The organism is Providencia sp. 2.29 (genome assembly GCF_015832305.1).
In the GTDB taxonomy this organism is placed as follows: Bacteria; Pseudomonadota; Gammaproteobacteria; order Enterobacterales; family Enterobacteriaceae; genus Providencia; species Providencia stuartii.
In genome coordinates this window covers 993,983-1,014,693 of the sequence record NZ_CP065420.1, presented here as the reverse complement: position 1 = coordinate 1,014,693, position 20,711 = coordinate 993,983, and the positions used below count along the sequence as shown (strand labels likewise).

Sequence of the window (20,711 nt, the reverse complement as noted above, 5' to 3'; positions counted from 1 at the left end):
TGCCTCTTTTTCTCCCTTTGCGCCTACTTCATCTATCTCACAAATTTTTTTATGAAACAATCACCAAACATTATTTGGTGATTTTGTGAGCCAAGTTGTAATTAAGATGTAAATGTCTTGCTAATTGTTTATTACTGGATATAGATTAAGAGAAACAACAGGTCAGACCTCTTACAAGTAGACAGGAGTTTCCCTATGACCCTACTCAGCATAATTCTATTTCTCGCATTAATCGGTATTCTCTGTTACCACAAGACTTCGTTAACATTGAGTACCGTTCTGTTACTTGCCTATACCGCCGTTATGGGGGTACTTGATGTATGGAGTTACTGGATGTTACTGCCAGTGGCTCTTGTGTTATTCCCTTTTGTTTTCACTCCCGTGCGTCAATCACTGGTTTCAGTGCGTGCACTGAAAATGTTCCAAAAAGTCATGCCTCCCATGTCTCGTACAGAGAAAGAAGCCATTGATGCAGGAACAACATGGTGGGAAGGTGATCTTTTCCGTGGCGCACCGGATTGGAATAAATTACATAATTACCCAAAACCACAGCTGACGGCTGAAGAACAAGCCTTCATTGATGGCCCTGTAGAAACGGTTTGTGGCATGGTGAATGATTTTGCAGTAAGCCATGAATTGTCCGATCTCCCCCCAGAAGTTTGGCAATATTTACGTGAGCACCGCTTCTTCGCCATGATCATCAAAAAAGAGTATGGTGGCCTTGAGTTCTCTGCCTATGCGCAATCCCAAGTTTTACAAAAATTGGCGGGTGTCTCCGGTATCTTAGCTATCACCGTTGGTGTTCCTAACTCATTGGGGCCAGGTGAGTTGCTGCAACATTATGGTACTGATGAACAGAAAAAACGTTACCTCCCTGGCTTAGCAACAGGTGAAGAGATTCCTTGTTTTGCACTCACTAGCCCAGAAGCTGGCTCTGACGCCGGTGCTATCCCTGATACTGGCGTTGTCTGTATGGGTGAATGGCAAGGAGAGCAAGTGTTAGGTATGCGTTTAAACTGGAACAAACGCTATATCACTCTTGCCCCCATCGCGACAGTTCTTGGGTTGGCTTTCAAATTATCAGATCCTGATCGTTTATTGGGTGGTGAAACACAGTTAGGGATCACCTGTGCGTTAATCCCCACTAATACCCCAGGCGTCGAAATAGGCCATCGTCACTTCCCACTGAATATTCCATTTATGAATGGACCAACGCGCGGAAAAGACATCTTTGTTCCTATCGACTACATTATCGGTGGCCCTAAAATGGCAGGCCAAGGCTGGCGTATGCTTGTGGAGTGTTTATCTGTAGGTCGTGGAATTACTCTGCCATCTAACTCGACAGGTAGCTTAAAGAGCATTGCAATGGCGACAGGAGCCTACGCTTATATCCGTCGCCAATTTAAATTGCCTATTGGTAAGATGGAAGGGATTGAAGAGCCGCTCGCTCGTATCGCAGGTAATGCCTATTTGATGGATGCTGCTGCTACATTGATTACCTCTGGTATCATGTTAGGTGAAAAACCTGCCGTGCTATCTGCTATCGTTAAATACCACTGTACTCACCGTGGGCAACATTCAGTCATCGATGCCATGGATATTACGGGTGGTAAAGGCATTTGTCTTGGCCCATCTAACTTTGTTGGTCGAGCTTACCAAGGTGCGCCAATCGCCATTACCGTTGAAGGTGCCAACATCTTAACCCGTAGCATGATCATCTTTGGCCAAGGGGCTATTCGTTGCCATCCTTATGTGCTGGAAGAGATGGCGGCAGCACAAGACAATAATCTGCACAAATTTGATAAAGCGGTATTTGGTCATATTGGACATGTTATTAGCAACCAAGTCCGTAGTTTCTGGTTGGGATTAACCAATGGTCGAGGAAGTAGCGCACCAACAAAAGATGAAACACGTCGTTACTATCAAATGTTAAATCGCCAAAGTGCTAACCTTGCCTTACTTGCCGATATCTCCATGGCTGTTTTAGGTGGTAGCTTAAAACGTCGTGAGCGTATCTCTGCACGCTTAGGCGATATTCTCAGCCACTTATATTTAGCAACCGCAACACTTAAGCGTTATGAAGATGAAGGTCGTCAAAAAGCGGATTTACCACTGGTAAAATGGGCTGTAGAAGATTGTCTGTATCAATCTGAGAAGGCGATGGATGATTTATTGAAAAACTTCCCAAATAGAATGGTTGCAGGTTTAATGCGCATTACCTTGTTCCCGACTGGTCGTGCTATGTCTGCCCCTTCTGATCGCCTAGACCACAAGCTAGCACAACTGTTAATGGAGCCATCTGAAACTCGTGACAGGATCGGTCGTGGGCAATATCTGACACCAACAGAGCATAACCCGCATGGTTTAGTGAATCAGGCGCTGTATGACATCATTGCTGCAGAGCCAATTTTTGAGCGCATCTGCCGTCTGAAAGAGCGCAAGTTTAGCTTCACTCGCTTAGATAAATTGGCAGAGCAGATGTTGCCTGAAAATATTATCACACAAGAAGAAGCTGATATTTTACGTAAAGCAGAGGCAAGCCGTCTACGCACCATCAATGTTGATGAATTTGAGTTTGATGCTCTAGGCGTACACAGTGAAAAAAACCCTCGCGAGGAAAATGAAAAGCAAGCTAAGAAAAAGCAAGCCGCTTAATTAGCTGCCTACATTGTCAGCGCCATAAAGCCCCAAACATATTGGGGCTTTATTTTTTGCATGGAAACTGGCTCATAAAAGGAAACTGAATATTTATTAAAAAGTCATAAGGTAGAGGATGGTGTGTCTTTTTATACAATAATCATTTTGTTAGTGGAGCAATCACGCTCGCTATCCATTCCTGCTATAAGGCCGTTTGTATGGGCATTTCACTGTTCGACACCACTCCCCTTCAAACGGCAGATGCTATGTGACTATTGCCTTTAGGTCGAAATACTAAGAAGTTTGGTTAACAGATAATTACAGCGGCGTTTTTATTTAGCGCTAAAATACAAAACTCCCGATAAATATTACCGAGAGTTTTATCATCAAAAGGCGGTCAGCCTATATTAAGGCTGGAAATTGATTACTAAAACGGCTTATTTTTTAACCGCAGTAACTTCAATTTCAACCAACCATTCAGGGTGAACCAGAGCCTTCACTTCCATTGCTGATCTAGCTGGTGTCAGAGGCTGAGCTTTAGTACCGAAGAATTGAGTATAACCTTTCATAAAGCCGTCAAAGTCCATTTTTCCTGTTTCTGGTGTTGCAACAAGGAAAACTTGCATTTTAACAACGTCACCTAATCCTAGGCCTTGTTTTTCCAATGCAGACTTAATTGAGTTAAGTACATTGACGGTTTGTTCTTCTGTGTTTTTACCGAATGAACCATCAGCTTGTTTTGATGGAACAACACCGCTGAAATAATAGGTTTTCATATTCGCAGGTACTTCAACTACGCTCGAGATTGGGAAGTCAGGTACTGCGGTACGAACGATTGAAGAATTATCAGCCATCGCTACGCTGCTGGCTAATAGTGCTGAAATTAGTAATGCTTTTTTCATATTCAGTTCCCTATTTTATGATATTGCTTTTTATAAAATCTAGAAATGACCTCTAGTGAAGATGCCATTACACCTTCTCATCAGTCATTCATATAAGAAGCCACTTTGCCCATAATAAAAATGGTCATCAAAGCAGCATAACATTTATGTGTTTATCTCTTACTATTTCAGTTCAAAAGATATCCACTAAGTGCTTAAGAGATATTATCCCTTACTGCAATATTTATGTTGTCAAATTTACCTTTAATTTGGCGATATATTTACCAGACATAAACTATGGTTTTTTTAGCCTATATTCAGACGCTACCGGAGTAAATTCAGGCCATTAACCTATTTTAGTACCACATCCTTTCCATGACTTAACAATGTCATGAAGGTGATGAATAAGCTAAATACGAAATGAGTCAGTTTGTCAGAGACTCTCCCGCTAAAATTACACCAACGTATTTGCTGCGCCACAGATTAATGCTCGTCCTCAAAGATATCGTCTAGTTTAAGGGTATTTAACAAAACGCTTTTTTCTTCATTGTTGAATTCATTATCTATGATAATTAATATCAGCAACTTTAGACAGCCATTCACTTATCTAATCATTAAATCAGCAAAAAACTCTCTAAAACACTGAAGGTTACCATTCGTCCATTCAGTAAATGAATGGTGAGCATTAAAGTGCATCTGAACGAATGGATCAAGGGTAATATTCAATTCTTTACAATAATGACGGCTAATTTTATGGCAATCTAGAATTCACTAAGTGAAGTCATCTACACTATCCAGAATTTATAATATTTTAAAATAACAACTTATTTTTTCAACCCATAAACCGCAGTCTGAATGTAAAAGTAATAACTTTAATCCGCCTACCTGAAAGCGCCCTAATAATAGAAACTCAAAAGATAGATACCAATATCCCTACAGGTTAATTGGACATACGTCTACTTTGGATAAAAAACAATCTATTGGTTTACTCTAAAATAGGGAAACCTACTGCTCTCGATAAAAATAGTTAAGCTCACGATACAAAAGTAATATTTATCATTATTCAATAGACTGGCCGTTTTTTATTTATAGGTGGCCTTATTTCAATATAAACAAATAATTTTAGTTATAAGTTCAAGCAATAATAAATTAACCTTAGTTATTACAATGAATATATGTTTATTTTTTCAACATATAAACTTATTTTTTATCGCTTAATTTCTGAGATAGGATGAGTTAAAAACCGAAAGAAAATAGGTCAGGAATAGTATTTTAATAAACGAATTTTAATATTAGTTGGTCACGATACTGCTTTAAAAAGCAGTATCGTCAAAAAAGATTAAAGCTCTAATGCCAATAATTCTTCAATCGTTTGGCGACGGCGGATAAGTTTTGGCGTACCCTCAATTAATAACACTTCAGGTAACAGAGGGCGGCTATTGTAGTTTGATGACATCGACGCCCCATAAGCACCAGTATCATGGAAGACCAAATAATCCCCTACTTGCACATCAGGCAGTAAACGGGTCTCGACCATTCCTCCTTCTTGCTGGGTAAACACATCCCCCGATTCACACAAAGGCCCCGCAACAATAGTCTCTTTTAAAGGTACATTTTCTAATGAGCGCCCCTCAGCAGGTAATACAGAGATATGGTGATAACTCCCATACATTGCAGGACGCATCAGATCATTAAATCCACTATCGACCAACACATAGTGGCGGCTTCCCATCGTTTTAACCGCTCTCACTTCCGCGAGCAATACCCCCGATTCAGCAACCAAATAGCGACCCGGTTCAATTTCCAGTTCAATAGAATGACCTAAATGACGCTCAATTCGTTGGCGAGCAGTGTTCCAAAGGCTGTAATAGTGCTGAATATCGATAACTTCATCTTGTTCTCGATAAGGTGTCGATAACCCACCACCGGCTGAAATCGCCTGAATATCCGCATTTGACGAGATCACTTGTTCAACCATTGCATCACAGACATTTGCTAAGTGTTGATAATCGACCCCAGAGCCAATATGCATATGTAGCCCAACCAATGACAGATTATAACGGCGAATTTGTTCCAGTGCTTTTGGTAGGTCTTGATACCAAATACCGTGTTTACTGTTTTCACCACCTGTATTGGTTTTTTGTGAATGGCCATGACCAAAACCAGGGTTAATACGCAACCAAACAGGATGACCCGATTTTTGCTCACCAATCTGGCTTAACATATCAATAGATCCAGCATTCACCGGAATATCTAACTCAGTCACCCGTGCCAAAGTAGCTCTATCCAGTACATCAGCAGTAAAAACAATTTCTGAGTTTTCACGACCAGCCTGGAAACCAGCCACAAGCGCACGCTCTATTTCACCTAGCGAAACAGAATCAACCTTGACTCCCTGCTCACGCATTAAGCGCAAAATATGAATATTTGAGCAAGCTTTTTGAGCAAAACGCACGGTATCAAAGGGTTTGAGCTGATTTATTCGCTCAATAATCACTGAGCTGTCGTACACCCAAACAGGGGTACCAAACTGTTCAGGTAACGTCGATAAGTATTCGGGCGTTAAATATTGGCTAGTAGTGGTGGCAAATGAGGTCATGTTTTTCTCGCAAGTAAATTTTTTCTTATATTGTCCTATTATTCAGAGAAAGTTCGGGAAAAAAAATATCCATTTTGCTAAAATCTATTCATTTTTGATATAGAAAGAAAAACATCATGCAAACTCTCTCTTGGCGACATATTGAAATCTTTCGGGCGGTAATGACGACGCCGAATCTAACAGAAGCAGCGTTACTGCTAAATACCTCACAGCCGACCATTAGTCGAGAGCTTGCTCGCCTTGAACATCTGCTACAGTTCAAATTATTTGATCGCGTTAAAGGCCGATTGCGCCCGACAGCACAGGGATTGCGCTTTTTTGAGGAGGTTGAGCGCTCTTATTATGGTTTAGAGCGGATAAAAAACTCAGTACAAACCATCCGCCGTTTTGATAATGCACAGATCTCCATCATATGCTTACCCGCCTTCGCCCAATCATTACTACCACAAGTGTGCCAAACATTTATGGCTGATTATCCTGACGTCAATCTGACAGTGATCCCTCAAGAATCACCAATCCTCGAAGAGTGGCTATCGGCTCAACGTTATGATTTTGGTCTAACCGAACACTTACAAACGCCACCAGGCACAGAACAACTCACATTAGGCTCGCTGAATGAGGTTTGTGTCTTACCGGCGGGTCATCCCCTTGAGCATAAACCCGTTTTAACACCGATTGATTTTCAGCAACAAAACTTCATTAGCCTGTCACTAACAGACAGCTATCGGCAGATTATCGATACCATTTTTGCCCAACATCAAATTGAGCGAAAAATGGTGATGGAGACGCATTCAGCATCGTCTATCTGCGCAATGGCGTTAAAAGGCATCGGTATTTCAATCGTCAACCCTATCACCGCTTTGGATTTCCACCAGCAATCAGCAGGTAAGCTGATCATTCGCCCATTGAGTTTTTCGATTCCTTTTACGGTGAGTTTAATTAAGCCGATTCACCGGCCATCATCACAACTATTAGATATTTTTACCCAATACTTACGGGTTTCATTTGCCAAAACTGAGCAGGATTTAAGTAGCGCGTTGCTGCATCAGTGACTGCCAATATTCTGAAGTTGTAAACCAGTTACCTAAAAAATCCAGTACAGCTCTTAATGTTGTCGGCATATTTTGGCGACTGGCATACACTGCATAAATTCCTAATGGCTGCGGCACATAGTCGGGTAATAGCTGGAGCAGCTCCCCTGATTCTAAGTATTTTTTGACCGATAAATAAGGCTGCATAGCAATACCTGCACCATTTAATGCCGCTTGAGCCAAAAATACAGATTCATCGGCACTGAGTCGCCCTCCTACTAATACGGAAAAAAGCTCCCCATCTTTTTCAAAACGCCATAAACTGCGCCCAAAAAAATTGTAGGTCAAACATTCCAGTGGCGCTAAATCCTCCGGCTTAGTCGGTATTTTTTTATCTTTGAAAAAAGATGGCGCTGCACAAATCACAGAGTGGCACGTTGAAAGCGGCTTGGCTATCAAACTCGGCTCTAATTGATTCGTAATACGGATAGCCAAATCAATCCTATCTTCAATCAGATTCACCGCCTTATTTGTAATACTTAAATCAATCGCCATATTCGGGTAGTGTTGTAAAAACTCGGTTATTGCGACAGAAAGCGCTTGGCTGGCAATCGACTGAGCACAACTAATACGCACTAGCCCCGTCAATTGAGTCGCATCATGTTGCTGTTGTACAGGCAGAGTTAAAGAGAGTGCATTTAACTTTAGCGCTTGTTGATAAACCCCTTCTCCTGCCGATGTCAAACTCAGCCGCCTTGTCGTACGGTTTAATAAACGTACCCCAGCCCACTGTTCCATTTCAGCAAGATATCGGGTCACCATCGCTCGTGACATATCGAGTTTATCTGCGGCAGCACTCATACTGCCATGCTCAACAATACTAATAAAAACCTGTACCGCCGTTAATCTATCCATCTATTTGACCGATTTGTGCAACAAACATTTGCTAATTATGGCGTTTTTCTCATCATTATTGCAATTTAATATACACCCAACTTAACGAGGTTTTTAAAATATGGCTAACAATTAGGAGTTAATGATGAAACAACATGCTATCGCCGCCGCCACTTTACTTGCAATGAGCGCTACATTTGCCCATGCAGCAGAGCTTAAATTAGATATCTATAACCCAGGAAATAACAGTGTATTTCCCGTTTCCTCTGAAATTATCAGCGGTGATAAAGAAGTTGTACTGATCGATGCACAGTTTCAAAAAAATGATGCGCAGGCCTTAGTGAAAAAGATAAAAGCGCTCAATAAAACCCTAACAACCATTTATATCAGCCATTCTGATCCCGATTATTATTTTGGATTAGATACGATCACGAAAGCATTTCCTAAAGCTAAGGTGATAGCGACGAAAGAAACCGTTGAAGCTATCAAAGCATCGAAAGATGGCAAGTTGGCATATTGGGGTGAAGTGCTTAAAAACGAAGCGCCAACAACACTTATCGTACCCGATGTGATACAAGGCAATAGTTTTACTGTCGATGGTGAAACTCTCTTTATTAAAGGAAGTGATGGTCCAGCTCCAGAGCGTACTTATGTTTGGGTTCCATCATTGAAAGCTGTCGTTGGGGGAGTCGTTGTCTCTGATAATATCCATGTTTGGATTGCAGATACTCAAACTCAATCATCGCGACAACACTGGCAACAAACTTTAGAAAGCATTCAAGCTTTACAACCTAAAACCGTTGTACCAGGGCACTTTACTGGCAAATCAAAAATGGATCTTAGCTCTGTTACCTTTACTCAAAATTACTTGAATACCTTTGAGGCCATGGCTGAACAAAGTAAAGATGCCAAAGAGCTTACGAGCAAAATGGAGAAGGCTTACCCTCATCTTGATGATAAATCGAGCTTAGAGCTAAGTGCCAAAGTCATTAAAGGCGAAATGCAGTGGCCACAATAAAATAATCTCAATTAGCCTATCCCTATAATGGATAGGCTAATTGAATCACTGAATAGTTAAGGAGCTATCATGAATAAAATCACCTTACATTACATTTATGACCCTTTATGTGGCTGGTGTTACGGTGCTTCACCATTGATTGAAATTGCCAATTCTCACCCTGACATTGTGTTAGAATTACATGGCGGAGGCATGCTGGCAGGCGCATCACGCCTTCATATGGATAATCAATTCCGTGAGCACATCAAACAATCCGATAAACGCATTGCCGCCATGACAGGGCAAATTTTTGGTAATGACTATTTAAAAATGCTGGATGAGCCAAATCTTGTTCTTGATTCAGCACCACCTTTACAAGCCATTCTTGCTTCTGAAAAGCAACAAAAAGCATTAGCGATGTTAAAAGCAGTTCAGCATGCTCATTACGTCTCTGGTCGTCATATCAGCAACCCAAATGTCTTATTAGCGATCGCACAAGAAATCGGGTTAGATAGCGAGCAATACCAGTTTGATTATGCCGAACAAGGAGGGAATAACCTTGAACACCATATTCACTATAGCCGCCAGCTACTGACTCAACCCGAATCTTCCGGCTTCCCGACCTTACTCATAAAACAGCAGCATAAGTGGCTGCGCGTACCGTTACAAAACTATTTAGGTGATCCTCAAAAATGGCAACAATTTTTGGATTCACTAGTAGCAGCCAATCAATGATGCGCTACGACATCGCGCCATTGAACATCACTAAACACACCAATGGCGCAAATAACCAATAAGTTGCACTCAAAATGATAGCTGGGCCAAAGGGGATACGGGCGATAGCTTTGTGCCGATGACGTAAATAAATGGCCCAATAGTGAAGCCCGCCAATGCCCGCCGCTAACGCAAAAAACTGAGGTAAATTCATAAGCCCGAGCCAAGCTGCACATGCGGCAATCAGTTTAAAATCCCCTCGCCCCATTTGCGGGGATTGGCGGATCTTCTCCATAATTACCGTTAACAGCATGATGGAAAGGTAACTGGTGATCACCGCATAGATAGCCGAAACCACATTACCTTGCTCAGAGCACACTTGATACACTAACCCTACCCATAATAGTGGGTAAACAAGTATGTCTGGTAAATAGCCTATTTTCATATCAATAATAAATAGACAAACTATTAAATTGAAGAAAATACTAAATAAAATAACAATAATTAATTCATCATTTAATGAGAAATTAAATATTATTAAAGGAAAATAAATAAGTACCAGCCATTTATAACCTATCCTTATCCCATCTTTATTTAAATATTTTTTAGGAATATGTTGTAACATCAACTGTGAAATTTTCGCTGATATAACAATGATAAAAGCCATAAGTAATAGCCTATAGCCACATACATCCCCCAAAAAACAGTATGAATTATCGATAGTTACATTTCCTGAACTTAAGTTGCCTCGGCATACTGTTAGCATTGGAAAAGTTGAAGTAATAAAATTATTAAGATCACTAAAAGATAAAAAAGAGAGATGATGGATAATTTTATGATAGATCCTTTCAATCGGTAATATCATATATTCTCCTTATTCCATTATGGAGTTATATACAAATATACCGTACCTCTATTTATTTCCCTACACAGTAATTCCGACACAATTTATCGTTTTAACCGCGATGATTTTTTGTCGTATTTGATAATATATTATCATTCATCACACCAATACCACACAGGCTAGACTACAAAAAAACCATAAACCACTATAAAATTGAGCTAGCTCTTGATTTTGGCGATTGCATCCCCATATTTTTGATCTGCTATTGCTCTTTTTTAACCTTGTTCTTTTTAAGGAAACTGTATGCGCATTCCACGCATTTATCACCCTGAGCCACTACAAATTAACACTACAATCGCTCTTGGCGATGATGCAGCCAACCATGTGGGGCGAGTGCTTCGCATGACTGCGGGCCAAAAACTGGAATTATTTGACGGCAGTAATCAGGTGTTTTGCGCTGAAATATCAGAGGCGACAAAAAAGAAAGTCTCCGTCAATATTATCGATAGCCATGTTGATGATAGAGAATCGCCATTAGATTTACACCTTGGGCAAGTCATGTCGCGTGGTGAAAAAATGGAGTTTACTATCCAAAAATCGGTGGAACTAGGTGTTAATACAATCACCCCTTTACTCTCTGAGCGCTGTGGTGTTCGTTTAGATCCTGAAAGGTTAGAGAAAAAACGACAACAATGGCAAAAGATTGCCATTGCTGCGTGTGAGCAGTGTGGTCGTAATCGGATCCCACAAATTCGTCCTGTACAGTCACTCGAAGCATGGTGTGCTGAGGAAGATGGGGCATTTAAGGTCAACTTACACCCACGAGCAACACAAAGTATCAATACATTACCTGCCGAATTAAATAAAGTTCGGCTATTAATCGGCCCCGAAGGTGGGCTAAGTGAAGAAGAAATCGCCATGACAGCTAATTATCAATTTACCGATATTCTGTTAGGGCCAAGAGTGTTAAGAACAGAAACGACTGCGCTAACTGCAATCACCGCACTGCAAGTGCGCCTAGGTGACCTAGGTTAAGGAGAAAAAATGATCAAGCTCGGTATAGTAATGGATCCTATTTCATCCATTAAAATCAAGAAAGATACTAGTTTTGCTATGATGCTGGAAGCTCAACGTCGTGGTTATGAAATCCATTATATGGAGATGAATGATCTCTATCTGTATCAAGGTGAAGCTCGCGCAACGACAAAAGTCGTCACTGTCGAAGAAAACCCAAACAAATGGTATGAGTTCAAATCTGAGCAAGATATCGCGCTCGGTGATCTTGACGCTATTTTAATGCGTAAAGACCCCCCTTTCGACACTGAGTTTATCTATGCAACTTATATTCTTGAAAGAGCTGAGCAGGCTGGCGCACTGATCGTCAACAAGCCACAAAGTTTACGCGACTGCAATGAAAAACTGTTTACAGCGTGGTTCCCTGAATTAACACCACACACATTAGTCACTCGTAGCGCTAAACAGCTACGTGAGTTCCATCAAAAGCATGGCGATGTGATTTTTAAACCACTTGATGGAATGGGCGGAGCGTCTATTTTCCGTTTGAAGCAAGACGATCCTAACGTTGGGGTTATTATCGAAACGCTCACCGAGCATGCTAGCCGTTACTGCATGGCACAAAACTATTTGCCAGCAATTAAAGATGGTGACAAACGTGTACTGGTCGTTGATGGTGAGCCTGTGCCTTACTGTCTAGCTCGTATCCCAGCACAGGGGGAAACCCGTGGTAATTTGGCGGCAGGTGGTCGCGGAGAAGCTCGCCCATTAAGTGAAAGCGATTGGGAAATTGCCCGCGCCGTTGCCCCAACTTTAAAAGCAAAAGGCTTATACTTTGTTGGGCTTGATATTATAGGCGATCGTTTGACTGAAATTAATGTCACTAGCCCAACTTGTGCCCGCGAAATTGAAGCCGCTTACGATATTTCTATCACGGGTATGTTGATGGATGCCATTGAGCGCGATATAAAAAAATAGTGCCTTCAGCGCTAAAAATAGCGTATTGGTAATGAGAAAAGGCTCATTAAAGTGCCTTTTCTCAACCTTTAAAGGCAATTCTTATCATTAAAATAGGTTACTTACTACACTGAGCCTAAAAATTATGAATTTACAAAATCATTTTTTGATAGCAATGCCATCTCTTACTGATCCCTATTTTGAGCAGTCTGTTGTTTATGTGTGTGAACACAATGAAAAAGGCGCTATGGGGATCGTTATCAATAAACCTATTGATGATTTTTCTGTGAGTACCATGCTCGAGAAATTAGAGATAGCGGTTTCAACAACCAATACCAGCAACCTTGCTAAACCAGTGATTGCTGGTGGCCCTGTTGCTGAAGAGCATGGTTTTATCCTCCATACGCCGATTAAAGGCTTTGCCTCAAGTCTGCATCTCAATGATGACATGATGGTAACGACCTCTAAAGATATCTTAGAAACACTCGGCAAGGACCAGCAGCCTATGCAATCATTAGTCGCTCTGGGATATGCAAGCTGGGAGCCCGGTCAACTCGAAAATGAAATTATGGAAAATAGTTGGTTGACGGTAGAAGCCACACCAGAGTTAGTGTTTGATACCCCCATTAAAGATCGCTGGCAAGCTGCTGCTAACCTTCTAGGCGTGAATATCCATACAATTTCCATGCAGGCAGGGCACGCGTGATGTCTAGCAGAACCCTTCTTGCATTTGATTTTGGTACGAAAAGTATTGGTGTTGCTGTTGGCCAAGAAATCACAGGAACAGCCCGCTCCCTCGCCTCACTGAAAGCCAATGATGGCCGCCCTGATTGGCAACAGATCGAAAAGTTGCTAAAAGAGTGGCAACCTCAATTGGTCATTGTTGGCCTTCCTTTAAATATGGATGGCACTGAACAACTTGTCACCAGCCAAGCGCGTAACTTTGCTAATCGTATCCATGGGCGATTTGGTGTCAAAGTCGAGCTACACGATGAACGCCTATCCACGGTTGCCGCAAAAGCAGAACTATTTGAGCGTGGTGGTTACCGAGCACTGAGTAAAGGCAAAGTAGACTCAGCATCTGCTGTCGTGATCTTAGAAAGTTGGTTTGAGCAACACCTTTAAGCCGCACAATGTTTTCCGAAATGTAATTTTTTTTAATCTACACATGCAAAGGTGCCGTTATCAAGCAATATGCTTTACACTATGGGCATTATGATTATCCACCTAACGTAATTGAACAGAATAATGACCATTCAACGTAATATCTCTGATGTAAAAGCGCGTATTGAACGAGCGGCAGCAGAATGTCATCGCTCTGCACAGGACATCACACTACTTGCAGTAAGTAAAACCAAACCTTGTGACGCTATCTTGGAGGCTATCGAGGCTGGACAGCGTCAATTCGGTGAAAATTATGTTCAGGAAGGCGTTGAGAAAATTCAGTTTTTCGCGGATAGACAAGATCTGGTTTGGCATTTTATTGGCCCATTACAATCAAACAAAAGCCGTCTTGTCGCCGAGTATTTTGACTGGTTCCATACGCTGGATCGGCAAAAAATCGCCCAACGTCTAAATGATCAGCGTCCAAGCAACAAAGCACCGCTAAATGTGCTGATCCAAATAAATATCAGTGATGAAAACAGTAAGTCAGGCATAAAACTTGAAGAGCTTGATGAGCTAGCAAAACAAGTTAGCCAAATGCCTAACCTAGTTTTTCGTGGTTTGATGACCATTCCAGCACCGGAAAGCGACTACCAGCGCCAATGCGAAGCTTTTCGCAAAATGGAGCAAGCCTATCAACAGTTACAAACACACTACCCTAGCGTCGACACCCTATCTATGGGGATGACCGATGATATGGCTGCTGCCATTCATTGTGGGTCGACCCTCGTTCGTATCGGAACGGCTATTTTTGGTGCCCGTGACTATCACAAATCATAAGGAGTACAACATGCAACATCGCAAAATTGCATTTATAGGTGCCGGAAATATGGCCCATGCTATTATTGCAGGGCTTGTTAGCCACGGTTACCCCGCCTCAATGATCACCGTCTGTTCGCCAACCCCTGTTCGCCGAGAAAAAATCGCCGAACAATATGGCGTTATCAGCAGTAGTGATAATGTATCCGCTGTGCAACACGCCGATGTGATTGTACTTGCTGTAAAACCACAAATGATGGAAGAGGTGTGTCAACCTTTACAGCATGCCGTGGATTTCAGTAAAAAACTGGTATTGACCATTGCTGCGGGTATCCCCGCTCACCGCTATGCCGATTATTTAGCCCAACCATTGCAGTTGGTTCGTATCATGCCAAATACGCCATCACTCGTCGGTAAAGGCGTGAGTGGTTTATTCGCAGAAGAGAGTATTAACGCCGAAGACAAACAATTTGCAGAGCAATTGATGCAAAGTGTTGGCTCGACAATTTGGTGCGAAAAAGAGCAAGAGATCAATAATATTATTGCGATTACTGGAAGCTCTCCTGCTTACTTCTTCTTATTTATGGAATCCATGCAGCAAGAAGCCGAAAAACTAGGCTATACGCCCGATCAAGCCCGTCAATTGGTCTTAAATGCCGCGGAAGGTGCTGTTGCGTTGTCGAAATCACAAGGCGACACCCCATTTTCCACATTGCGCGAACAAGTGACTTCTAAGGGAGGAACGACAGCGATGGCATTAGCGCAATTTTACGATAGTGGTCTTCCGCAAATGGTAGCAAAAGCGATGCAACGTGCTATCACTCGGGCAGAAGAGATGGAAAAACTTTTTTAATTAACAGCGGGACGAGACATGCAGACTTTACTTTTTGTCGTTACAACCATTATTCAACTTTATATTTTTATCTTACTGCTACGAGTCTGGATGCAGTGGGTACGTGCAGATTACTATAACCCCTTCTCCGTGTTCGTGGTAAAAGCCACGAAACCTGTTATTACACCATTACGCCGTGTTATCCCTTCTATCGGGCCTATTGATACAGCAACAGTTACTATCGCATTTATCTTATCACTTGTTGCTATTGTCTTTAGCTTGTGGATCACCCATACATTGGCCCTTCTCAGTTTTAGTGTTATTCCAATCAGTATTATTCTGTTACTAACCTATGCCGGAAAATTAATTTTCTGGATGATATTGATTAGAGCGATCATGAGCTGGATTAGCCAAGGCCGTAATCCTGTCGACTATTTGTTATATCAATTAACAGAACCATTAATGGCGCCAATCCGTCGCATTATCCCTGCTATGGGTGGGCTTGATTTCTCAGCAATGATTGTCATGTTCATCTTAATTGCGCTGAATTATCTACGTTCTGATATTTCACTGATGATTGATCCAACATTAACAGGCATTCTCTACGCTGTTGGCGTAATGTAATAAGAGCGATTAAAAATGCAAAAGGTTGTTTTAGCTACCGGTAATCCGGGAAAAGTCAATGAACTTGCTGACCTGTTACGTGATTTTGGGATGGATATCGTAGCCCAAACTTCTCTCGGTGTTGAGTCTGCCGAGGAAACAGGATTAACATTTATCGAAAATGCGATTTTAAAAGCTCGCCATGCTTCTCAGCAAACTGGTCTCCCTGCTATTGCGGATGACTCTGGGATCTCCGTTGACGCACTCGGTGGTGCTCCGGGGATCTATTCCGCTCGCTATGCTGGTGAAGAAGCAACGGATGAACAAAACCTGCATAAATTACTCGATGCGATGAAATCGGTGCCTGATGGGGAACGTCAGGCACAATTTAACTGTGTGTTGGTTTACTTACGCCATGCAGAAGACCCAACACCTTTGGTTTTCCATGGACGCTGGCATGGCATCATCACTCATGAACCGAGTGGGCAAGGCGGTTTTGGTTATGATCCTATTTTTTATGTGCCAGAACTGAATTGTACCTCTGCTGAGCTGACGAAATCAGAAAAACAAGCGATTTCACATCGAGGCAAAGCCTTAGCAATGCTATTGGATGCACTCAAGAATGCTTAAGTTGCCACCTCTAAGCCTATATATCCATATTCCTTGGTGTGTACAAAAGTGCCCATATTGTGATTTCAATTCGCATACTCTTAAAGGTGATATCCCCCAGCGAGAGTATGTTGAGCACCTGTTGCACGACTTAGAGATTGATGCGAAATTCATCGGTGATCGCGCCATCAAAACACTATTTATTGGTGGAGGTACACCAAGCTTATTAAGTGCGGAATCCATGCAAGCGCTGATGGATGGTGTACGTCAACGAGTTCATCTTGACCCACAAGCTGAAATCACGATGGAAGCTAACCCGGGTACTGTGGAAGCCGATCGTTTTTCAGGCTACCAAAAAGCAGGGATTAACCGGATCTCTATTGGTGTACAGAGCTTTGGCGATGACAAATTGATTACTCTTGGCCGCATCCACGGCGCTGAAGAAGCGAAACGGGCTGCGAAGCTTGCGACACAGCTTAATTTACGTAGTTTTAACTTAGACTTGATGCATGGCTTACCTTCACAAACTCGTGATGAAGGGTTATCTGACTTGCGCCAAGCAATTGCGCTTTCCCCTCCCCATTTATCTTGGTATCAATTGACTATCGAGCCTAATACACAATTTGGCTCGCGCCCTCCGACCCTGCCCGATGATGATACATTATGGGAAATTTATTCCGAAGGGCATAAGCTGCTCACTGCGGCAGGGTATCAGCAATATGAAACATCGGCTTATGCTAAGCCTGGTTTTCAATGTGAACATAACCTCAACTATTGGCGTTTTGGTGATTATCTCGGTATCGGCTGTGGCGCTCATGGTAAGATCTCATTCACTGATGGACGTATTATGCGTACCATCAAGACTAAGCATCCTCGTGGTTATATGGAGGGGCGCTATTTACAAAAATCTTACGATGTCGATGCCCAAGATAGGCCGTTCGAATATTTTATGAACCGCTTTCGGTTATTGGAGCCAATGCCCCGAAAAGAATTTAGTGACTATACGGGCTTGCCTGAATCGGTGGTAAGAGACTCACTTAATGAAGCGCTAAATAAAGGCTATATCACTGAAAATGAGCATGAGTGGCAAATTACCAAACATGGCAAATTATTCTTAAACTCATTACTAGAGCTTTTTCTTGATGAAGAGTAATTTATTTTTGCAATAAAAATATCCCTATCCCGCACCATAAATCACAAAAGCCCGCAGATTAAAGTGCGCTCATAAAATTAGGCGCTTTTAACTGGTGCGGGCTTTTTTAGATCACTTATAGTGCTTTAGCGACTGCATCAACTTGTTCTGTTAGGCTCACTAAACCACCACCTGACAAATACCATAAATCAGACTGCAAGTATGTGATTTTGCCATTTTTGTAGGCTTTCGTTTCTTGAATATTTTGATCTTCGAAAACGGTTTTATCCAGCTTACCTGCCCCGATCGCTTCACTGCGATCCACGATTAAAATCACATCAGGATCTGCCTGTGCGATGGTTTTCGTATCAACGACACGGCGCTTAGACTTATCCGCTTCTGCTGGCTCTGGTAACTCTGCGCGTTGTGCTTTAACAACATCATAAACAACACTTTGGTTATTTGGGATCAATTTGCCATCGTTATGCAGCAGAACTAACACTTTAGACTGTGATTTTTTCGCTTTTTCTTGGGCTACCGCAATAGATTTATCCAACTGAGCCAGTTGCTCTTCTACCGATTTTTGATTGCCATACAGCTCACCGATTAAATTGATATTCGCTTTCACTGAATCAATGTAATGCTGGCTATTTGTACCTAAATTAATGGTTGGAGCAATTTTAGATAGTTCATCATAAGACTTACCTTGGCGACCAGTGATCACGATCAGATCAGGCTTTAATTCTGCAATTTTTGCAAGATCAGGCTGTTTCATTCCACCTGCATTTTGCACATTAGCAGCAATATTGCCTTTAATGTAAGCAGGCGCATTGCCCATTGGCAGCGCAACGACCTTATCGCCAAGCCCTAATTTTTGCATTGAATCATAAACACCAAAGTCGAATAAAACCACTTTCTGTGGAGCCTTATTCACTTCAGTCTCACCTGACAAATGTTTGATATTCACTTTTTCAGTGCCTTGTGCAATGACGGCGTTAGGGGTAAATGCCGCTGATTCAGCACTCAGTGCATATGGCGCGGAAAAAGAGAGTAAGGAAACAAGTACAGCAGGAATGAATTTTTTCATATTAAACAATACCAGTTAGTCACTAAACCAAACTTGCATTCTAAAGTGAGCCATTAATAAGTCAATCAAATAAGAATCAATTTCATTTTGATTATTATTATTGATAAAAACATCACATTTTTGCTGTGCTAAATAACAAAGAGGCAGAGCCCAAAATAGGCCTCTGCCTCTTAAAAAAGAAGAGAATATCTCTTACTTCAGTGAATTCATTAATGAAATACGTTGCTGTTCAAGGGAAGTCACTTTACCACACACTTGTTGACCAAACTGTTGGAAGCTATTTTCTTGTTTTTTCCACTCAGCTTCGAGGTCTTGCTGAAGCCCACCTAAATTCCCTAAAAGACCTTGCAGCGCTTTACTGCTATCACCGCCAGAGAGCAGTTGCTTACGCCCCATTTCATTAATACTGTCCTGTAATATGCCACCTAGACTCTCATTGACCAATTGACGCCCTTGCGTTTCAACTTTGCTCATTGCTTGGTGATGGAAAGCATAACCATCAGGGCGTGTCTCTATGACTTGATTGATCTGACCATTAAGGTCACTTTCTAACTTTGTTAAGCGTTTACGTACATTGCTATCATTACCGATTACTCGGATCACCACTTTATCAAGGGTATTTTTCGAGGCCGATAATTTATTTTGGGTTTCCAATTTGATCCATGGAATATCATTACGGATAGCGGCTTGATAACGAACAGCTTGCTGCCTTTGCTGCTCGGTTACCTCAATTTTTTTGCCATTAAGAGTCACATCACCATTAGGCGTAATATTCAAGTCGCCACTGCGCCCAACCACTTGAACACTTGCTGGGGTTAGAAAGATATCGTCTTTAGGCGTCACTGAACATTTATAATCTGCGGCCTGAGTGCCTGCACTAGCCAATAAAGAAAGAACAATTAAAGTACGGCGTAACATAGTAACTCCTATTAGATCGTTTTACCGATTGATGATATCTAAAACACCGAACGACCAATGCGTTTTGATAATAATTCAAGAGCTGCGCAACCCACCAGCGAGTTCCCCGCCGAATCTAATTCAGGTGCCCATACCGCAACAGAAAACTGGTTCGGTACGACACAAACGATCCCACCACCAACACCCGATTTCCCTGGCATGCCAATACGAAAGGCAAATTCACCAGAACCATCATACATCCCACAAGTCATCATTAAGGCATTAATTTGCCGCGACTGTAGTGGCGTAATAATAGGGTCGATAGAGCAAGATGACATCCCTTGTGATGTTAAGTAAGAGAAGCAGCGTGCCAGCTCTACACAGTTCATACTTAGAGAACAATAATGAAAGTAAGTTTCGAGAACTGTAAGGACATTATTCTCAAAATTACCAAATGATTTCATCAAAAAGGCAATGGCGGCATTACGGCTGGCATGTTCAAGTTCCGAACGCGCAACCGCAATGTCGTAGCTAATATCTGGCTCGCAAGCAAGTTTTCGGACAAACTCTAGCATGCGTTGCTTGGGCGCACTTAAACGTGATTGCAGCATATCTGTAATCACAATCGCTCCCGCATTAATAAAAGGGTTACGCGGAATACCTTTTTCCATTTCAAGCTGGATCAAGGAGTTAAATGGTAATCCTGATGGCTCTTTCCCGACGCGTCGCCAAATTTCATCTTCTTCATAACGCGTCATCGCTAAAGTCAGGCTCAGTACTTTTGAAATTGATTGGATAGAAAAACGTGTCTGAGCATCTCCCGCCATAAAAATTTCACCGTCAGCAGTATGCACCGCAATCCCCAATTGATGAGGAGGGACATTCGCGAGAGCAGGAATATAATCTGCGACCGCGCCTTGACCAATTAAAGGCCGTACTTGGTCTAAGATATCGTTCAGTAGTTGATTAGAAAATAGACGGCTCACTGTACTTCACTCCAGAAAACAAAGGCATCCTAAAAGGATGCCTTTGGTCGTAATGACCATTAGAGTTCGTAAAA

Annotated in this window: 20 protein-coding genes; 13 read left to right on the top strand and 7 right to left on the bottom strand. The window is 41.9% G+C overall.

Going from position 1 to position 20,711, the window contains the following annotated elements; genetic code table 11:
• The first annotated feature begins 195 nt into the window (after window positions 1-195).
• The gene (gene fadE / locus I3B46_RS04440; RefSeq protein WP_040132885.1) at window positions 196-2,655 is read left to right on the top strand and encodes an acyl-CoA dehydrogenase FadE; all 2,460 of its coding nucleotides are present in this window, start codon (window positions 196-198) and stop codon (window positions 2,653-2,655) included.
• A 419-nt stretch (window positions 2,656-3,074) separates the two neighbouring features.
• Here the strand turns inward: fadE and I3B46_RS04435 are convergent, their stop codons facing one another.
• Both I3B46_RS04435 and lysA read right to left on the bottom strand, forming a co-directional pair.
• Window positions 3,075-3,539, bottom strand: coding sequence for a RidA family protein (locus tag I3B46_RS04435; RefSeq protein WP_004923225.1), 465 nt, complete (start codon window positions 3,537-3,539; stop codon window positions 3,075-3,077).
• Between the two features lie 1,318 nt (window positions 3,540-4,857).
• Window positions 4,858-6,117 carry a diaminopimelate decarboxylase gene (lysA, locus tag I3B46_RS04430; RefSeq protein ID WP_004923229.1) on the bottom strand — a complete coding sequence of 420 codons (1,260 nt, stop codon included), beginning with the start codon at window positions 6,115-6,117 and terminating at the stop codon, window positions 4,858-4,860.
• A gap of 116 nt (window positions 6,118-6,233) precedes the next feature.
• On the opposite strand from lysA, the gene I3B46_RS04425 reads away from it, so the two are divergent.
• Window positions 6,234-7,169, top strand: a complete 936-nt coding sequence (locus tag I3B46_RS04425) for a LysR family transcriptional regulator (protein WP_014656673.1) — start codon at window positions 6,234-6,236, stop codon at window positions 7,167-7,169.
• Here the strand turns inward: I3B46_RS04425 and I3B46_RS04420 are convergent.
• A complete protein-coding gene (locus tag I3B46_RS04420) occupies window positions 7,143-8,063 on the bottom strand; it encodes a LysR family transcriptional regulator (protein ID WP_104872929.1) in 921 nt (306 codons plus the stop codon). The two genes, I3B46_RS04425 and I3B46_RS04420, sit on opposite strands and share 27 nt — an antisense overlap.
• Before the next feature lie 124 nt (window positions 8,064-8,187).
• On the opposite strand from I3B46_RS04420, the gene I3B46_RS04415 reads away from it, so the two are divergent.
• The gene (locus I3B46_RS04415) at window positions 8,188-9,060 is read left to right on the top strand and encodes an MBL fold metallo-hydrolase (RefSeq protein WP_036941546.1); all 873 of its coding nucleotides are present in this window, start codon (window positions 8,188-8,190) and stop codon (window positions 9,058-9,060) included.
• A 69-nt stretch (window positions 9,061-9,129) separates the two neighbouring features.
• On the top strand, window positions 9,130-9,774 hold the full coding sequence (locus I3B46_RS04410) for a DsbA family protein (RefSeq protein ID WP_104872930.1): 645 nt from the start codon (window positions 9,130-9,132) through the stop codon (window positions 9,772-9,774).
• Between the two features lie 4 nt (window positions 9,775-9,778).
• On the opposite strand, the gene I3B46_RS04405 is transcribed toward I3B46_RS04410, so the two are convergent.
• A complete protein-coding gene (locus I3B46_RS04405; protein ID WP_076914517.1) occupies window positions 9,779-10,420 on the bottom strand; it encodes a prepilin peptidase in 642 nt (213 codons plus the stop codon).
• Window positions 10,421-10,900: 480 nt separating this feature from the next.
• Between I3B46_RS04405 and rsmE the strand changes: the two genes are divergently transcribed.
• From rsmE to hemW, 9 genes are all read left to right on the top strand, one after another.
• Window positions 10,901-11,632, top strand: coding sequence for a 16S rRNA (uracil(1498)-N(3))-methyltransferase (gene rsmE, locus I3B46_RS04400; protein ID WP_004923239.1), 732 nt, complete (start codon window positions 10,901-10,903; stop codon window positions 11,630-11,632).
• Between the two features lie 9 nt (window positions 11,633-11,641).
• Window positions 11,642-12,589 carry a glutathione synthase gene (gene gshB, locus I3B46_RS04395; RefSeq protein ID WP_036941552.1) on the top strand — a complete coding sequence of 316 codons (948 nt, stop codon included), beginning with the start codon at window positions 11,642-11,644 and terminating at the stop codon, window positions 12,587-12,589.
• Window positions 12,590-12,713: 124 nt separating this feature from the next.
• Complete coding sequence (locus I3B46_RS04390; RefSeq protein WP_004923247.1) at window positions 12,714-13,274, top strand: YqgE/AlgH family protein; 561 nt, start codon at window positions 12,714-12,716, stop codon at window positions 13,272-13,274.
• A complete protein-coding gene (ruvX, locus tag I3B46_RS04385; protein ID WP_004923249.1) occupies window positions 13,274-13,693 on the top strand; it encodes a Holliday junction resolvase RuvX in 420 nt (139 codons plus the stop codon). Before I3B46_RS04390 ends, ruvX begins: the two co-directional genes overlap by 1 nt.
• Window positions 13,694-13,816: 123 nt before the next feature.
• Complete coding sequence (locus I3B46_RS04380; RefSeq protein ID WP_053110101.1) at window positions 13,817-14,512, top strand: YggS family pyridoxal phosphate-dependent enzyme; 696 nt, start codon at window positions 13,817-13,819, stop codon at window positions 14,510-14,512.
• 10 nt (window positions 14,513-14,522) lie between these two features.
• Window positions 14,523-15,344 (top strand): pyrroline-5-carboxylate reductase, encoded by an 822-nt coding sequence (gene proC, locus I3B46_RS04375; protein WP_036941558.1) that lies wholly within the window; start codon window positions 14,523-14,525, stop codon window positions 15,342-15,344.
• An 18-nt stretch (window positions 15,345-15,362) separates the two neighbouring features.
• On the top strand, window positions 15,363-15,947 hold the full coding sequence (locus tag I3B46_RS04370; RefSeq protein ID WP_004923256.1) for a YggT family protein: 585 nt from the start codon (window positions 15,363-15,365) through the stop codon (window positions 15,945-15,947).
• Between the two features lie 15 nt (window positions 15,948-15,962).
• Complete coding sequence (gene rdgB, locus I3B46_RS04365; protein WP_004923259.1) at window positions 15,963-16,556, top strand: RdgB/HAM1 family non-canonical purine NTP pyrophosphatase; 594 nt, start codon at window positions 15,963-15,965, stop codon at window positions 16,554-16,556.
• Entirely contained in the window at window positions 16,549-17,688 is a 1,140-nt protein-coding gene (hemW, locus tag I3B46_RS04360; RefSeq protein ID WP_004923262.1) for a radical SAM family heme chaperone HemW, read from the top strand. The genes rdgB and hemW overlap by 8 nt, the downstream gene beginning before the upstream one ends.
• Window positions 17,689-17,803: 115 nt before the next feature.
• On the opposite strand, the gene I3B46_RS04355 is transcribed toward hemW, so the two are convergent.
• The 3 genes from I3B46_RS04355 to glsB all read right to left on the bottom strand — a co-directional run bounded on the left by I3B46_RS04355 (window position 17,804) and on the right by glsB (window position 20,637).
• On the bottom strand, window positions 17,804-18,754 hold the full coding sequence (locus tag I3B46_RS04355) for a siderophore ABC transporter substrate-binding protein (protein ID WP_014656682.1): 951 nt from the start codon (window positions 18,752-18,754) through the stop codon (window positions 17,804-17,806).
• Between the two features lie 192 nt (window positions 18,755-18,946).
• Window positions 18,947-19,672 carry a DUF2884 family protein gene (locus tag I3B46_RS04350; RefSeq protein WP_014656683.1) on the bottom strand — a complete coding sequence of 242 codons (726 nt, stop codon included), beginning with the start codon at window positions 19,670-19,672 and terminating at the stop codon, window positions 18,947-18,949.
• A 38-nt stretch (window positions 19,673-19,710) separates the two neighbouring features.
• Complete coding sequence (gene glsB / locus I3B46_RS04345) at window positions 19,711-20,637, bottom strand: glutaminase B (RefSeq protein ID WP_004923272.1); 927 nt, start codon at window positions 20,635-20,637, stop codon at window positions 19,711-19,713.
• Window positions 20,638-20,711: the final 74 nt, after the last annotated feature.